Source organism: Streptococcus mitis, from assembly GCF_002005545.1.
GTDB classification, from domain to species: Bacteria; Bacillota; Bacilli; order Lactobacillales; family Streptococcaceae; genus Streptococcus; species Streptococcus mitis_I.
This window is the reverse complement of the sequence record NZ_LBMT01000001.1, coordinates 1,959,580-1,975,846: the sequence shown is the minus strand read 5'-3', so window position 1 is coordinate 1,975,846 and position 16,267 is coordinate 1,959,580. Positions and strand designations below refer to the sequence as shown.

The window sequence follows — 16,267 nt, the reverse complement described above, 5'->3', positions numbered from 1 at the left end:
AGGTGACTATGGAACTTAATACACACAATGCTGAAATCTTGCTCAGTGCGGCTAACAAGTCCCACTATCCGCAGGATGAACTGCCAGAGATTGCCCTAGCAGGGCGTTCAAATGTTGGCAAGTCTAGCTTTATCAATACTATGCTGAACCGCAAGAATCTAGCCCGAACATCAGGTAAACCTGGTAAAACCCAGCTCCTCAACTTCTTTAACATTGATGACAAGATGCGCTTTGTGGATGTGCCTGGTTATGGCTATGCCCGTGTTTCTAAAAAGGAACGTGAAAAGTGGGGGCGCATGATTGAGGAGTATCTGACAACTCGAGAAAATCTCCGTGCGGTAGTCAGTTTAGTTGACCTTCGTCATGACCCGTCAGCAGATGATGTACAGATGTACGAATTTCTCAAGTATTATGAGATTCCAGTCATCATTGTGGCGACCAAGGCAGACAAGATTCCACGTGGTAAATGGAACAAGCACGAATCAGCAATCAAAAAGAAATTAAACTTTGACCCAAGTGACGACTTCATCCTCTTTTCATCTGTCAGCAAGGCAGGGATGGATGAGGCTTGGGATGCAATCTTAGAAAAATTGTGAGGAAAAGAAAATGGCAAAAACAATTCATACAGACAAAGCTCCAAAGGCTATCGGACCATATGTTCAAGGAAAAATCGTTGGCAACCTTTTGTTTGCTAGTGGTCAAGTTCCTCTCTCTCCTGAAACTGGGGAAATCGTTGGAGAAACGATCCAAGAACAGACAGAACAAGTCTTGAAAAACATTGGTGCTATTTTGGCTGAAGCAGGAACAGATTTTGACCATGTTGTCAAAACAACTTGCTTCTTGAGCGATATGAACGACTTCGTTCCTTTTAACGAGGTTTACCAAACGGCCTTTAAAGAGGAATTTCCAGCTCGTTCAGCTGTGGAGGTAGCTCGTCTTCCTCGTGATGTAAAAGTCGAAATTGAAGTCATCGCAGAGATTGGATAAGCTAGTTGAAGTTTGGTGTTGCCAAACTTCTTTTGATATAAGGAGAAAAAGATGACAAAGAAACAACTTCACTTGGTGATTGTGACAGGAATGAGTGGTGCAGGGAAAACAGTTGCCATTCAGTCCTTCGAAGATTTGGGTTATTTTACTATTGATAATATGCCTCCAGCTCTCTTGCCTAAATTTTTGCAGTTGGTTGAAACAAAGGAAGACGACCATAAGTTGGCCTTGGTGGTGGATATGCGTAGCCGTTCTTTCTTTTCAGAGATTCAAGCTGTTTTGGATGAGTTGGAAAACAAGGAAGAACTGGACTTTAAAATTCTCTTTTTGGATGCAGCTGATAAGGAATTGGTCGCGCGTTACAAGGAAACTAGACGGAGTCACCCACTAGCTGCAGATGGACGGATTTTGGATGGAATCAAGCTGGAACGTGAGCTCTTGGCGCCTTTGAAAAATATGAGCCAAAATGTGGTGGATACGACAGAACTTACCCCTCGTGAGCTGCGTAAAACCCTTGCAGAGCAGTTTTCAGACCAAGAACGAGCCCAGTCTTTCCGTATCGAAGTCATGTCTTTTGGCTTTAAATATGGAATCCCGATTGATGCAGATTTAGTCTTTGATGTCCGATTCTTGCCAAATCCCTACTACCTACCAGAACTGAGAAACCAAACGGGTGTGGATGAACCAGTTTATGACTATGTCATGAATCATCCTGAGTCAGAAGATTTTTATCAACATTTGTTGGCCTTGATTGAACCGATTTTGCCAAGTTACCAAAAGGAAGGTAAGTCCGTTTTGACCATTGCCATGGGTTGTACGGGTGGGCAACACCGTAGTGTGGCCTTTGCTAAACGCTTGGCGCAGGACTTATCCAAGAATTGGCCTGTCAATGAAGGGCATCGAGACAAAGACCGAAGAAAGGAAACGGTAAACCGTTCATGAGAAAACCAAAGATAACGGTGATTGGTGGAGGGACTGGGATCCCCGTCATTCTTAAAAGTCTGCGGGAAAAAGATGTGGAAATCGCAGCTATCGTAACGGTGGCAGATGATGGTGGTTCATCAGGTGAACTCCGAAAAAATATGCAGCAATTGACACCGCCAGGCGATCTTCGCAATGTCCTTGTGGCCATGTCGGATATGCCTAAGTTCTATGAGAAGGTCTTTCAGTACCGCTTTTCTGAGGATGCGGGAGCCTTTGCTGGCCATCCGTTGGGCAATCTCATTATTGCAGGTCTGTCAGAAATGCAGGGTTCGACATATAATGCCATGCAGTTACTGAGCAAATTTTTCCATACAACGGGGAAAATTTATCCTTCCAGTGACCATCCTTTGACCCTGCACGCAGTCTTTCAGGATGGAACAGAGGTGGCTGGAGAGAGCCATATTGCAGACCATCCAGGCATGATTGACCACGTCTATGTGACCAATACCCTCAACGATGATACGCCTCTGGCTAGCCGTCGAGTAGTGCAGACCATTCTTGAAAGTGACATGATTGTCCTCGGACCTGGTTCCCTCTTTACCTCGATTTTGCCCAATATTGTGATTAAGGAAATCGGGCAGGCGCTTTTGGAAACCAAGGCAGAAATCGCCTATGTCTGCAATATCATGACCCAACGTGGGGAGACGGAACACTTTACAGATAGTGACCACGTGGAGGTTTTGCATCGCCACCTTGGTCGAGCTTTTATCGATACTGTTTTGGTGAATATCGAAAAAGTGCCTCAGGAATACATGAATTCCAACCGGTTTGATGAATACTTGGTGCAGGTGGAACATGATTTTGCTGGTCTTTGTAAGCAAGTTCCGCGTGTGATTTCATCCAACTTCCTTCGTCTGGAAAATGGAGGTGCCTTCCACGATGGGGATTTGATTGTGGATGAGTTGATGCGCATTATACAGGTGAGAAAATGAGTTTCACAGTAGCAGTAAAAGAAGAAATCCTAGGTCAGCACCATCTTAGCCGGCATGAATTATCTGCCATTATCAAGATGTCTGGCAGTATCGGCCTCTCGACTTCGGGCTTGACCTTGTCCGTCGTGACAGAAAATGCCAAGCTGGCTCGTCACCTCTATGAGTCCTTTCTCCATTTCTACGAAATCAAATCAGAAATCCGACACCACCAAAGAAGTAATCTTCGTAAGAATCGGGTCTATACCGTTTTTACAGATGAAAAGGTGCAGGATTTATTGAGTGACTTACACTTAGCCGACTCCTTTTTTGGTCTGGAAACAGGTATTGATGAGGAGATTTTATCAGACGAGGAAGCAGGCCGTGCCTATCTCTGTGGTGCTTTCTTGGCAAATGGAAGCATTCGTGACCCTGAGTCAGGCAAGTATCAGTTGGAAATCAGTTCTGTCTATTTGGATCACGCGCAAGGGATTGCCTCCCTTCTCCAGCAATTTTTACTGGATGCCAAGGTGCTTGAACGTAAGAAGGGAGCTGTGACCTATCTCCAGCGTGCCGAAGACATTATGGACTTCTTGATAGTAATCGGAGCCATGCAGGCGCGTGATGATTTTGAGCGGGTTAAGATTTTGCGAGAAACTCGTAACGACCTCAATCGAGCCAATAATGCGGAGACAGCTAATATCGCTCGGACAGTTTCTGCCAGCATAAAGACTATCAACAATATCAGTAAAATCAAAGATATCATGGGCTTAGAAAATCTGCCAGTGGATTTGCAGGAGGTAGCGCAACTGCGGATTCAGCACCCAGACTACTCTATCCAACAGTTGGCAGATAGCCTCAGTACCCCTCTGACCAAAAGTGGTGTCAACCACAGACTCAGAAAGATAAATAAATTAGCCGATGAGTTATAAAGATATAAAACACCTCTTTCTTGACAATTGAACAGAGCATGTGAGATAATAAAGAGGAATTGAGAAGTTCTAGCATTTTAGTGCTAACAGAAATCCCCTCGGTACTGCAATACCGAGGGGATTTTTTTCTGGGTTAGATAGCACTAACCAGGAAGGTTACTTGTCGAAGTGATCGACTAGCCAACGAGTCACCAGCCATGAGATGATACTCTCGATGACTGCGATAAGTACTATTTTGAGAAGTTCTAGTATCTGTAATACCTCCTTTTCCAAGGCGTATTGTTAGTGCCGTCGTTATTATATCACATGCTCTATCAATTTGATAGGACATTTTTGCTTTTTGAAAAAGAAGGGGAAAGGCAAAAAGCAATGTCATTAAGTTAAGAAATTTAGCTCTTTAAAATCAAAAACGCATAATATCAGATATTGAAAACCGTGATACTATGCGTTTTATTGTGAGAAAATTTATTTCATTTTCTCCTGAAATTGAGTTTTTACCCAGTCTCTAATGAGTTATTTCCAAGTGACCAGTTCGCTCCAAACGCTAACATTCGATATAGTAGAGGTTTCACCAGCTGGAACCCATTTGTTGGTGCCTAAGTATCTAACTTCTAGTTTACGAACGTTTACTGTGTAAGATGCTTTTAGTCTAATATAACCATAAGTGTAGGGTGGTACGTTATGGGAGACTGAGTGATTTAAACTAAGTCCAGCTCCAGACTCCGGAGCAGAAAAGCTAACACCTGCACCTACAGTCAGAGTAGCTCCAGCTTTTCCACCATAGGCAGTTGAACTTACAGGACCTGATGTGGTGCTTTTCTTGTAAGAGTGAGAGTATTTAGTTCTATAGTCTGCAACACCAGTTGCATTAGAACGAGTCTGATACGTAGATTTAGACTCTAAATAGGCGTCTCTAAGTTCAGTTGTATAAAATGACAATAACTCTCCTGTGTTGATATCTTTTACAATACGATTAGATACAATTTCATAATTTGTACCAGGATAGACATCAGCAAAAACCGTAGATGTTGTGACTAAGAATAATAGACTTGATAGTAGAGAGAAAAACAATAGTTTCAGTTTAATCATAACAAATTTTTTCTTCATGAGTAAAAGATTATTTTTTCAATCCTTTGAAAGTTATAATGCAACCCGAAATAATACTGAGAGTTCCTACAGGTCTCCAATATAGTTGCCAAAAGAATAAATTTATTCTTTCTTTCAGTGTCGCATAGGGTTCGGCATAATAGGGGTTGATGTGAAATAATAAAAAACCAAAACATAAAACTATGATTCCAGTTAAGAATAAAATGTCCTTATTTACTTTCCTCATAAAACCTCCTTTTATTTTATTTAAAGCGCTTTCTATTATTAGTATACGTCAAAAAAAGAAAAAAACAAGTCTATTTATTTATTTTTTTATATGGTATAATAGAATAGTTGGAGAGTTTTTATATAGCTTTAAAAGGCTGATATGAATACTTTGTATAATCTAATGATTCTTCAAAAAATTTCTTATTCAAACAAGAGCAAAGAGAAGGTGGGCTGCATATCAGAAGTTAGATGTATTTCTGTCTAACTTTTGAGGTGTAGTTCATTTTAAAACCACGAATCCTATGTGACTCGTGGTTCTTTTTTATAAACTGGTTGAGTGTTTTGGCTGCACTTTTTGCTCAGGGTCAATGTAGTTGATGGCATTGTTGACAGCGGTTGGTGCTTCTCCAAGCCCTGTCGCAATCAGATCAATTTTTCCATCATAGTAGCAGCAGTCACCGATAGCATAGATACCTGCTTGGCTAGATTCTTGCTTGCTGTTGACGATAATCTTGTGACGGTTGAGGTCCAGACCCCAGTTTTTAAGGTTACCGACAGAAGATTTGAAACCATAGTTGACAAAGAGGTGGTCTAGGTCAATCGTTTCGGTTTCATCAGATTTGACTTTTGTGATTTCAAGTTTATCGAGCGTTTTTCCATCTCCAAGGAGTTGGCTAGGGACGAATGGTGTCTTGATGGTCACAGATGATTCCTGTAAGGCTTGAACACTGTGTTCCAAGGCGCGGAAATTATCTCTGCGGTGAACAAGGGTAGTTGGTGCAATTTTTTCAAAAGCTAAAGCCCAATCAACAGCCGAGTCTCCTCCACCAAGAATCGTCACTTTCTTACCAGCATATTGCTGGATGTTGGAAACGTGGTAGTGGATATTTTCATAGCCCTCAACGCCTTCTAGTTCCAAAGGACGTGGTTTGAAGGCACCGCCACCCATAGCAATGATAACAGTTTTAGATAGGTGACTTCCTTTAGAAGTGGTAATGGCAAAGCCTTCTTCTTGTTTTTCAATCTCAAGAACCGTTTCATTGAGATGAATAGGGGTATCGAAGCCGTTTAGTTGTTCAATCAAGCGGTTGGTCAATTCTTCTCCAGTCAGGTTTGGGAAACCTGGAACGTCGAGGATTTCCTTTTCAGGATAGAGAATAGCAGGTTGTCCACCTAGTTGGGGAAGGGAGTCGATGATTTGGACCTTGGCTTGGCGTAGGTGGGCATAGAAGGCTGCAAAAAGCCCGACAGGACCACCACCTACAATAGTGATATCATAGAGTTGAGACATGGTTTCTCCTTTGTTTTTTCTAGTCATACTCTTAGAAAATCTCTTCAAACTACGTCAGCGTCGCCTTACCGTACTCAAGTACAGCCTGCGGCTAGCTTCCTAGTTTGCTCTTTGATTTTCATTGAGTATCAGTTTATTTTATCATATTTTTTCTTTAATTTAAAATGAAGTAGGATAGGGAAAAAAATGCCAGAAAAATGGTATAATAGAGAGGAACGTGTTTGGACAGAGAGGAGACAGCAGATGAACTTTCAACAATTATCCAATCTGCAATATTGGACTAGCTTGTTTTCTAGTCCTTGGAGTATTGCCATCAATCTGTTTGATATTTTGATTGTGACCTATGTTTTGTATCGTTTTACAAAAGCGATAGCTGGTACCAAGATTATGATTTTGGTGCGGGGGGTCTTGATTTTTGTATTAGCCCAGGTCGTGGCCAATATCCTTGGTTTAACAACGATTTCTTGGTTGATTAATCAGATTATTACCTATGGGGTTATTGCTGCGGTTGTTATCTTCTCTCCAGAGATTCGGACTGGTTTGGAACGTTTGGGAAGGGCGACAGATTTCTTTTCTACTACTCAAATTAGTGCAGAAGAGAAAATGATTCGTGCCTTTGTTAAGTCAGTTGAATACATGAGTCCCCGTAAGATTGGTGCTCTGGTTGCCATTCAACGAGTTCGGACCTTACAAGAATACATCGCGACAGGAATTCCCTTGGATGCCAAAATTTCGGCAGAACTCCTTATTAATATCTTTATCCCCAACACTCCTCTACATGATGGTGCTGTGATTATCAGAGAAAATCGGATTGCGGTAACTTCTGCCTATCTGCCCTTGACAGAAAGTACAGGGATTTCCAAGGAATTTGGGACCAGACACCGGGCAGCTATCGGTTTATCAGAAGTGTCCGACGCCTTGACCTTTATCGTCTCAGAGGAAACAGGTGGCATTTCTATTACCTATAACGGTGTTTTCAAGCACGACTTGACGATTGAAGAATTTGAAGCAGAGCTACGAGCAATTCTTTTGCCAGTTGTTGAGGAAAAAGTCAGTTTCAAGGACCGTTTGCTAGGAGGTTGGAAATATGAGAAAAAATAGTCTATATATCATTTCATCTCTCTTTTTTGCTTGTGTCTTATTCATCTATGCAACATCGACTAATTTTCAAAATAACAATACTGTAAGGCAGGTCAAATCAGAAACCTATACCAATACGATAACGAACGTTCCTATCGATATTCACTATGATGATGACCAGTACTTTATTAGCGGATTTGCATCAGAAGTTTCAGTTGTACTGACAGGTGCCAATCGTGTGACCTTGGCCAGTGAAATGCAGGAAAGCACTCGTAAGTTTAAGGTGACAGCGGATTTGACAGATGCTAGTGTTGGAACGATTGAAGTTCCCTTGAACATAGAAAATCTTCCTAGTGGATTGACCGCTGTAGCAACGCCTCAAAAGATCACAGTGAAAGTTGGGAAGAAGGTTAAGCGAGATGGGATGATTGTGGTGCCACAAGTTGACCAAAGCCAGATTGATCCCAAGCTACAACTTGATAGTGTAACCGTGTCCAATGAACGCGTTTCGGTCACAACTGACCAGGAAACATTAGCTAAGATTGACAAAGTTATTGCGCTTTTACCAACCAGCGAACGCATAACAGGTAATTACAGTGGCTCAGTACCTTTGCAGGCAATCGACCGCAACGGGGTAGTCTTACCAGTAGTTATCACTCCGTTTGATACAACAATGAAGGTCACTACAAAACCAGTAGCGCCAAGTTCAAGCACAAGCAGTTCGTCGGAGACATCTTCGTCAACGAAAGCAACTAGTTCAAAAACGAATTAAAAATAGGAAAAGGATTTTATAAAAATGGGTAAATATTTTGGGACTGATGGAGTCCGTGGAGAAGCTAACGTAGAACTAACGCCAGAATTGGCCTTCAAACTAGGTCGTTTTGGAGGCTATGTTCTTAGCCAACATGAAACGGAAGCACCGAAAGTTTTTGTAGGACGTGATACACGTATTTCAGGGGAAATGCTGGAATCGGCTTTGGTGGCAGGTCTCCTCTCTGTAGGGATTCACGTCTACAAACTTGGTGTCCTTGCAACACCAGCAGTAGCTTACTTGGTAAAAACTGAGGGAGCCAGTGCAGGTGTCATGATTTCTGCTAGCCACAACCCAGCCCTTGATAATGGGATTAAGTTCTTTGGTGGTGATGGTTTCAAACTAGATGACGAAAAAGAAGCAGAAATTGAAGCCTTGCTAGATGCTGCAGAAGACACTCTTCCACGTCCAAGTGCAGAAGGCTTGGGAACTTTGGTAGATTACCCAGAAGGCTTGCGTAAGTATGAAGGCTACCTTGTTTCAACTGGAACTCCTCTTGATGGAATGAAGGTTGCCTTGGATACAGCTAATGGAGCAGCTTCTACTAGTGCCCGTCAAATCTTTGCAGACCTTGGTGCCCAATTGACGGTTATCGGGGAAACGCCAGACGGTCTTAACATCAATCTTAATGTTGGTTCTACGCACCCAGAAGCTCTTCAAGAAGTGGTCAAAGAAAGCGGATCAGCTATTGGTTTGGCCTTTGACGGAGACAGTGACCGTTTGATTGCTGTTGATGAGAATGGTGACATCGTTGATGGTGACAAGATTATGTACATCATCGGAAAATACCTTTCTGAAAAAGGACAATTGGCTCAAAATACAATTGTGACAACCGTGATGTCTAACCTTGGTTTCCACAAGGCCCTGGACCGTGAAGGTATTAACAAGGTAGTCACTGCAGTTGGCGACCGTTATGTTGTTGAAGAAATGAGAAAATCAGGCTACAACCTCGGTGGTGAACAGTCTGGTCACGTCATCTTGATGGATTACAATACAACTGGTGATGGTCAATTATCTGCTGTTCAATTGACCAAAATCATGAAGGAAACTGGTAAGAGCTTGTCAGAGTTGGCTGCAGAAGTAACCATCTATCCACAAAAATTAGTCAATATCCGAGTGGAAAATGCCATGAAGGAAAAGGCTATGGAAGTGCCAGCTATCAAGGCTATCATCGAGAAGATGGAAGAAGAAATGGCGGGGAACGGCCGTATCCTTGTTCGCCCAAGTGGAACAGAGCCCCTCTTGCGTGTTATGGCAGAAGCGCCTACAACAGAAGAAGTGGACTACTATGTTGATACTATCGCAGATGTAGTTCGAGCTGAAATCGGGATTGACTAAATCCTAGAAAACTAGATGAAAATAAAAAATTATGGTACAATAGCTTATAATATTGTAGCCAAGGGAGAAAGACATGAATCTTAAACGTGAACAAGAATTTGTTAGTCAGTATCATTTTGATGCGCGTAATTTTGAATGGGAAAATGAAAATGGAGCTCCTGAAACTAAGGTGGATGTGAACTTCCAATTGCTCCAACATGACCAAGAAAATCAAGTGACTTCCTTGATTGTCATCTTGACCTTTATGATTGTATTTGATAAGTTTGTCATCAGTGGAACCATTTCACAGGTAAACCACATCGATGGCCGTATTGTCAATGAACCAAGTGAATTGAGCCAAGAAGAAGTGGAAACTTTGGCTCGTCCATGTTTGAACATGCTCAACCGTTTGACTTACGAAGTAACTGAAATTGCATTAGACTTACCAGGAATCAATTTGGAGTTCTAATATGAAACTAGCTGTTATCACAGATTCTTCTGCCTATCTCAGTGCAGAGACCTTGCAAAGAGAAGATTTATATGTCTTGGATATTCCTGTCAATATTGATGGTGAGGAGTATGTCGAAGGTATCAATCTGACTGCTGAGGAATTTTATCAAAAAATGGCTCAGGCATCTGAATTACCTAAGACCAGTCAACCAAGTATTGCCAAGTTAGATGAAATCTTAACTTCGCTAAAAGAACAAGGCTATACCCATGCCTTGGGGCTTTTCCTATCTTCTGGAATTTCAGGTTTTTACCAAAATATCCAGTATATGATAGATGAATATGAGGGCTTAACCATTGCTTTTCCAGACACCTTAATTACAAGTGCTCCTCTGGGTATCATGGTTGAAAGCGTCTTTAATTGGCGTGACCAGGGCGATGATTTTGCCAGCATTCAGGATAAGCTAGCCATTCAAATCAGCCGTACGTCAGCCTTTATCATGGTAGATGACTTGGATCATTTAGTGAAAGGTGGACGTCTTTCAAATGGGGCAGCCATTTTGGGCAATTTGCTTAGCATTAAGCCAATCCTCTATTTCAATGACCAAGGTGTGATTGAAGTTTACGAAAAAGTTCGTACCGAAAAGAAAGCAACCAAGCGATTAATTGAAATTATCAAGGAAACAACGGCTTCAGGCCAATACCGGGTCATTGTCATTCATGGAAATGCTCCTGAAAAGGCTGAGGAATTGCGTCAACACTTGCTTGAGTCTGGAGTGGGTACGGATATTTCACTTGCTACATTTGGTAGTGTCATTGGGACCCACCTAGGATCAGGAAGCATTGCTCTGGGTTATATTCCAGTGATTTAGTTGGCACTTTTAGACTAGTTAAGAAGTTAGCAGTTGAACACGCCTGGAACCCTCTGTGAAAAAGATAGTTTTTCCAAGGAGTAGACACTTCTTGATCAAAACTCCTATTTTCACTTTGTGTTCCTACAGGCTTTGTATCTTAGCAATTGAACACGGACTACCTGCCTCTTGAAAAAAGATGCCTGTCTGGCCTTTCGTGGAAAGTCAGCGCCATTCCCTATTTTTCATGGGCAGCTAACGTCCTTTGTATCTTAGACAGGAGTAGAGATGAGTATTCGAGTAATTATTGCTGGTTTTAAGGGAAAGATGGGCCAAGCTGCTTGTCAGATGGTCTTGGCTGATCCAGACTTGGACTTGGTAGCAGTTTTGGATCCTTGTGAGTCTGAGTCAGAATGGCAGGGTATTCCTGTTTTCAAGGATAAGGTTGATTTAGCAGACTTTGAAGCGGATGTCTGGGTAGATTTTACTACTCCAGCTGTTGCCTATGAAAATACACGCTTTGCTCTTGAGAATGGCTTTGCTCCAGTAGTTGGAACGACAGGCTTTACTAGTGAAGAAATTGCAGAGCTAAAAGAATTTTCTCGTGCTCAAGATTTGGGTGGCTTGATCGCCCCTAACTTTGCCTTGGGTGCTGTCTTGCTCATGCAATTTGCGACGCAGGCTGCCAAATATTTCCCAAATGTGGAGATTATCGAGCTCCATCATGACAAGAAAAAGGATGCCCCGAGTGGAACAGCTATTAAAACAGCTGAATTGATGGCAGAAGTTCGAGAGTCTATTCAGCAAGGTGCGACTGATGAGGAAGAACTGATTGCTGGTGCTCGTGGTGCTGACTTTGATGGCATGCGTATTCACTCAGTTCGTTTGCCAGGCTTGGTAGCCCATCAGGAAGTCATCTTTGGCAATCAGGGAGAAGGATTGACCCTGCGTCATGACTCCTATGATCGTAGCTCCTTCATGACAGGGGTCAATTTGGGAATTAAAGAAGTTGTCAAGCGTCATGAGCTTGTCTATGGATTAGAACACTTATTATGAGATTAACGCAAATGCCTTCTGAATTTCAGAAGGCTTTACCAGTATTAGAAAAAATTAAAGAAGCAGGTTTTGAAGCTTATTTTGTTGGGGGTTCTGTTCGAGATGCCCTCCTCAATCGTCCTATCCATGATGTGGATATTGCGACGTCTTCTTATCCAGAAGAGACCAAGCAGATTTTTCCGCGAACAGCCGATATCGGAATCGAGCATGGAACCGTCTTGGTACTAGATGGGGATGAGGAGTACGAGGTAACTACCTTTCGGACAGAGGATGTCTATGTGGACTATCGCAGACCCAGTGCGGTTTCCTTTGTGCGCTCGCTAGAAGAAGACCTCAAACGCCGTGATTTCACAGTCAACGCCTTTGCCTTGGATGAGACAGGGGAAATCGTTGACTTGTTCCATGGGCTAGAAGATTTGGAAAAGCAAGTCTTACGAGCAGTTGGAGTGGCTAGTGAGCGTTTCAACGAAGATGCTTTGCGGATTATGCGTGGTTTCCGTTTTCAGGCCAGTCTTGGTTTCGAACTTGAGTCAGAAACCTTTAAAGCTATGAAGACCTTGACACCGCTTTTGGAGAAAATTTCTGTGGAGCGTACCTTCGTTGAGTTTGATAAACTCATGCTGGCTCCATTTTGGAGAAGGGGTTTGGCTTCCATGATTGAGAGTCAAGCTTATGACTATCTCCCTGATATGGCATCTAGCCAAGACAAGCTCAACAGACTGTTTGATTTGGAGGCTAATTTCACCTTTGAATCCTCTGAACAAGCCTGGGCAGCTCTTTTGTGGGCTTTGGAGATTGAAAATGCGCAGCCATTTTTGAAGGCTTGGAAGACCTCACGCCAGTTTGCCAAGCAAGTTCAGGATTTGCTGACTATTTTGGCTCTGCGTGAAAAGGGAGAATTGAGCAAGCGCGATTGTTATCGCTTTGACTTGGATTTACTTTTACAGGCTGAAAATCTTCGTCAGGCCCAAGGGAAACCAGTCAACCCACAAGTCATCACAGAAACCTATCAGAGTTTGACCATTCATGACAAGAAAGAAATCCAAATCAACGGTGGTATTTTGATTAATGAATATGGCTATCAACCAGGCCCAGACTTGGGAGAGATTTTAACAGAGATTGAATATGCCATTGTCGATGGAGAATTGGAAAATGACCGTCAAGCCATCAATACTTACCTGAGGGAGAAAAAATGAGTGATTTTATCGTTGAAAAACTAAGTAAATCCGTCGGTGATAAGAACGTTTTTAAGGATATTTCCTTTATTATCCATGGCCTAGACAGAATTGGTCTAATCGGTGTCAATGGAACGGGGAAGACCACCCTTTTAGATGTTCTTTCTGGTGTTTCTGGCTTTGATGGGGATGTCAGTCCCTTTTCAGCTAAGAATGATTACCAGATTGGTTACTTGACCCAGGATCCTGATTTTGATGATAGTAAGACGGTCTTGGATACGGTTCTATCTAGCGACCTCAAGGAAATTCAGCTCATTCGTGAGTATGAACTCCTCATGCTCAACTATAGTGAGGACAAGCAGGCGCGTTTGGAACGAGTCATGGCTGAAATGGACTCTCTTCAAGCTTGGGAAATTGAGAGTCAGGTCAAGACGGTTCTCAGTAAGTTGGGTATTCAGGACTTATCGACTCCTGTTGGGGAATTGTCAGGTGGTCTGAGAAGACGAGTTCAGTTGGCGCAAGTCTTACTTGGCAACCACGACCTCTTGCTTTTGGATGAGCCGACCAACCATCTGGACATTGCGACCATCGAGTGGCTGACCCTCTTTTTGAAAAATTCCAAGAAGACTGTCCTTTTTATCACCCATGATCGCTATTTCCTAGATGCACTGTCAACACGGATTTTCGAGTTGGATCGAGCTGGATTGACCGAGTATCAAGGCAATTATCAGGACTATGTTCGCCTTAAGGCTGAACAAGATGAGCGCGATGCAGCTCTTCTTCACAAAAAAGAACAACTCTACAAACAAGAATTGGCCTGGATGCGCAGACAACCGCAGGCGCGTGCAACCAAGCAGCAGGCTCGTATCAATCGTTTCCACGACTTGAAGAAAGAAGTTTCAGGTGGCGTTGCTGAAACAGATTTGACCATGAACTTTGAAACCAGTCGGATTGGGAAGAAAGTCATCGAGTTTCAGGATGTTTCTTTTGCCTATGAAAATAAGCCCATTTTGCAAGATTTTAATCTCTTAGTTCAGGCCAAAGACCGTATCGGAATCGTTGGGGATAACGGTGTTGGGAAATCAACTCTCCTTAACTTGATTGCAGGAAGTCTTGAGCCGACAGCAGGTCAAGTTGTGATTGGGGAAACTGTTCGCATTGCCTATTTCTCTCAGCAAATTGAGGGCTTGGATGAAAGCAAGCGAGTTATCAATTACTTGCAAGAAGTGGCAGAAGAGGTCAAGACCAGCAGTGGTTCTAGTACTTCGATTGCAGAGCTGCTGGAGCAGTTCCTTTTCCCACGTTCGACGCATGGAACCTTGATTGAGAAATTGTCTGGGGGAGAGAAAAAACGTCTTTATCTCCTCAAACTTCTCTTGGAAAAACCAAATGTTCTTCTCTTGGACGAACCGACCAATGATTTGGACATTGCAACCTTGACAGTCTTGGAGAATTTCTTGCAAGGCTTTGCTGGTCCAGTTTTGACTGTTAGTCACGACCGCTATTTCTTGGATAAGGTAGCGACCAAGATTCTCGCATTTGAGGATGGTAAAATTCGTCCTTTCTTTGGTCATTATACCGACTATCTTGATGAAAAAGCCTTTGAAACAGAGATGGCCAATCAAGTGCAAAAAGCTGAAAAGGAAAAAGTCGTCAAGGTTCGAGAAGACAAGAAACGCATGACCTACCAAGAAAAGCAGGAGTGGGCAAGCATTGAAGGTGATATTGAAACCTTGGAAAACCGTATCGCTGCTATTGAAGGGGAGATGCAGGCCAACGGCTCTGACTTTGGTAAGCTAGCGACTCTTCAAAAAGAATTGGATGAGAAAAACGAAGCACTCCTTGAAAAATATGAACGCTATGAATACCTAAGTGACTTTGATAGCTAGAAGAATAGAAAAATCCCGTCTCATGACAGGATTTCTCTATTCTTTTTTGGTTTCTTGATGAAAGATTTTTTGCCAAGTTTCGTGGCGGCGCCAGATACTGGTATGGACGATACCATCTAACTCATAGCAGATGAGTTTGGTCTTTTGACTGATGGAAGTGATTTGAATGTCCTTGATAGCAGAATTTAAGTCTTTTTCGGCTTTATAGGCCTCTTTATCCATCTGCTCTCCATCTTGGCGAATATAGACAAAATCATCAGCCAAGAGTTCTTCCAGTTGATTTCCTTGATCAATCAATTGTTCGCGCATAAGCAATTTTTTGTAGACATTGTCTAAAATTTCATCTTCAGGGATAGGTGCTGGCTCGATATGGACATCGGTATCAAAGACGCCAAAACGTTCTTCCAGAATAGACTCGACCTGATCCGCGATTTCATGACTCTCAAAAACCGACAAGTCAGGATTCATTTCTAGCGTAATATCAAGGTAGATATTGCTACCGTAGGTACGACCTCTTTGGGACTTAACCTTGCTGATTTTGGGGATTTCCATGATAGCCTTTTGGTAGTCCTCAAGCAGGCGGTCGTCGAAGCCATCTGAAAGGCTAAAGGAAGACTCGATGAAGATATCATAGGCAGTTTTCAAGATAAAGAAAGTGATGATGATAGCGACCAGTTTATCCACAATGGGATAATTGAAACTGCTAGCTAGGATGGCAATGGTGGTACCAAGTGAGGTAACAGCGTCAGAAAGATTGTCCTTTGCTGCGGCCTTCAGTGCCTTGGAGTTGGATTTCTTACTGAGGCCAGTATTGTAGAGATACACCACAAACATAATCGCTGCAGACATAATTCCTAGAGTTGCACCAAGAGGATCAATGACCGTTTCTTCACGACCGAGAATCTTCTGAATGGTATCCCTTAGAACATCAAAGCCAACATAGAACATGATGATGGAAGTGATTAAGCTAGCCAAATCCTCAATCTTCCAGTGACCAAAACGGTGGTCACGGTCTGCAGGCTGGCGCGCCATCCGAATCCCAATCAAGAGGGCAACATTTCCGATAATATCTGATACGTTGTTGAAACCATCGGCTACCAAACTGGATGAATGAAGAAGATGACCAGTTGCTAATTTTGCTGCAGACAAGACCAAATAGGTCGAAATACTGATAATGGCGCCACGCTCAGCTAACTTGAGATTTGAAATAGATTGCTTCATTCAA

The 16,267-nt window shown here is 42.6% G+C and carries 16 protein-coding genes; 13 read left to right on the top strand and 3 right to left on the bottom strand.

What is annotated here, in order from left to right; translation table 11 throughout:
* Window positions 1-8 precede the first annotated feature (8 nt).
* From yihA to whiA, 5 genes are read left to right on the top strand one after another with little or no spacing between them, the layout of a single operon-like run.
* A complete protein-coding gene (gene yihA, locus QS39_RS09945; RefSeq protein WP_000422605.1) occupies window positions 9-596 on the top strand; it encodes a ribosome biogenesis GTP-binding protein YihA/YsxC in 588 nt (195 codons plus the stop codon).
* Between the two features lie 10 nt (window positions 597-606).
* Entirely contained in the window at window positions 607-987 is a 381-nt protein-coding gene (locus tag QS39_RS09940) for a RidA family protein (RefSeq protein WP_001140420.1), read from the top strand.
* Between the two features lie 51 nt (window positions 988-1,038).
* The gene (rapZ, locus tag QS39_RS09935) at window positions 1,039-1,929 is read left to right on the top strand and encodes an RNase adapter RapZ (protein ID WP_077805417.1); all 891 of its coding nucleotides are present in this window, start codon (window positions 1,039-1,041) and stop codon (window positions 1,927-1,929) included.
* On the top strand, window positions 1,926-2,903 hold the full coding sequence (locus QS39_RS09930) for a YvcK family protein (protein ID WP_077805416.1): 978 nt from the start codon (window positions 1,926-1,928) through the stop codon (window positions 2,901-2,903). Before rapZ ends, QS39_RS09930 begins: the two co-directional genes overlap by 4 nt.
* A complete protein-coding gene (gene whiA / locus QS39_RS09925; protein WP_000011280.1) occupies window positions 2,900-3,811 on the top strand; it encodes a DNA-binding protein WhiA in 912 nt (303 codons plus the stop codon). The genes QS39_RS09930 and whiA overlap by 4 nt, the downstream gene beginning before the upstream one ends.
* 513 nt (window positions 3,812-4,324) lie before the next feature.
* On the opposite strand, the gene QS39_RS09920 is transcribed toward whiA, so the two are convergent.
* Window positions 4,325-4,900: a hypothetical protein gene (locus QS39_RS09920; protein WP_000593540.1), complete on the bottom strand. Its 576-nt coding sequence runs from the start codon at window positions 4,898-4,900 to the stop codon at window positions 4,325-4,327.
* A gap of 547 nt (window positions 4,901-5,447) precedes the next feature.
* Window positions 5,448-6,416 (bottom strand): NAD(P)/FAD-dependent oxidoreductase, encoded by a 969-nt coding sequence (locus tag QS39_RS09910; protein WP_077805415.1) that lies wholly within the window; start codon window positions 6,414-6,416, stop codon window positions 5,448-5,450.
* A gap of 243 nt (window positions 6,417-6,659) precedes the next feature.
* On the opposite strand from QS39_RS09910, the gene cdaA reads away from it, so the two are divergent.
* From cdaA to QS39_RS09870, 8 genes are all read left to right on the top strand, one after another.
* Window positions 6,660-7,517, top strand: a complete 858-nt coding sequence (gene cdaA / locus QS39_RS09905; RefSeq protein WP_077805414.1) for a diadenylate cyclase CdaA — start codon at window positions 6,660-6,662, stop codon at window positions 7,515-7,517.
* Window positions 7,504-8,268 carry a CdaR family protein gene (locus tag QS39_RS09900; RefSeq protein WP_077805413.1) on the top strand — a complete coding sequence of 255 codons (765 nt, stop codon included), beginning with the start codon at window positions 7,504-7,506 and terminating at the stop codon, window positions 8,266-8,268. The genes cdaA and QS39_RS09900 overlap by 14 nt, the downstream gene beginning before the upstream one ends.
* A 24-nt stretch (window positions 8,269-8,292) precedes the next feature.
* The gene (glmM, locus tag QS39_RS09895; protein ID WP_077805412.1) at window positions 8,293-9,645 is read left to right on the top strand and encodes a phosphoglucosamine mutase; all 1,353 of its coding nucleotides are present in this window, start codon (window positions 8,293-8,295) and stop codon (window positions 9,643-9,645) included.
* A gap of 73 nt (window positions 9,646-9,718) precedes the next feature.
* Window positions 9,719-10,093, top strand: coding sequence for a DUF1149 family protein (locus QS39_RS09890; protein WP_001050087.1), 375 nt, complete (start codon window positions 9,719-9,721; stop codon window positions 10,091-10,093).
* Between the two features lies 1 nt (window position 10,094).
* On the top strand, window positions 10,095-10,943 hold the full coding sequence (locus QS39_RS09885; RefSeq protein WP_077805411.1) for a DegV family protein: 849 nt from the start codon (window positions 10,095-10,097) through the stop codon (window positions 10,941-10,943).
* Between the two features lie 267 nt (window positions 10,944-11,210).
* Window positions 11,211-11,978, top strand: coding sequence for a 4-hydroxy-tetrahydrodipicolinate reductase (dapB, locus tag QS39_RS09880; protein WP_077805410.1), 768 nt, complete (start codon window positions 11,211-11,213; stop codon window positions 11,976-11,978).
* A complete protein-coding gene (locus tag QS39_RS09875) occupies window positions 11,975-13,174 on the top strand; it encodes a CCA tRNA nucleotidyltransferase (protein ID WP_077805409.1) in 1,200 nt (399 codons plus the stop codon). The genes dapB and QS39_RS09875 overlap by 4 nt, the downstream gene beginning before the upstream one ends.
* The gene (locus QS39_RS09870) at window positions 13,171-15,042 is read left to right on the top strand and encodes an ABC-F family ATP-binding cassette domain-containing protein (protein WP_077805408.1); all 1,872 of its coding nucleotides are present in this window, start codon (window positions 13,171-13,173) and stop codon (window positions 15,040-15,042) included. Before QS39_RS09875 ends, QS39_RS09870 begins: the two co-directional genes overlap by 4 nt.
* A 36-nt stretch (window positions 15,043-15,078) precedes the next feature.
* On the opposite strand, the gene mntE is transcribed toward QS39_RS09870, so the two are convergent.
* Window positions 15,079-16,263, bottom strand: a complete 1,185-nt coding sequence (gene mntE, locus QS39_RS09865) for a CDF family manganese efflux transporter MntE (protein ID WP_077805407.1) — start codon at window positions 16,261-16,263, stop codon at window positions 15,079-15,081.
* Window positions 16,264-16,267: the final 4 nt, after the last annotated feature.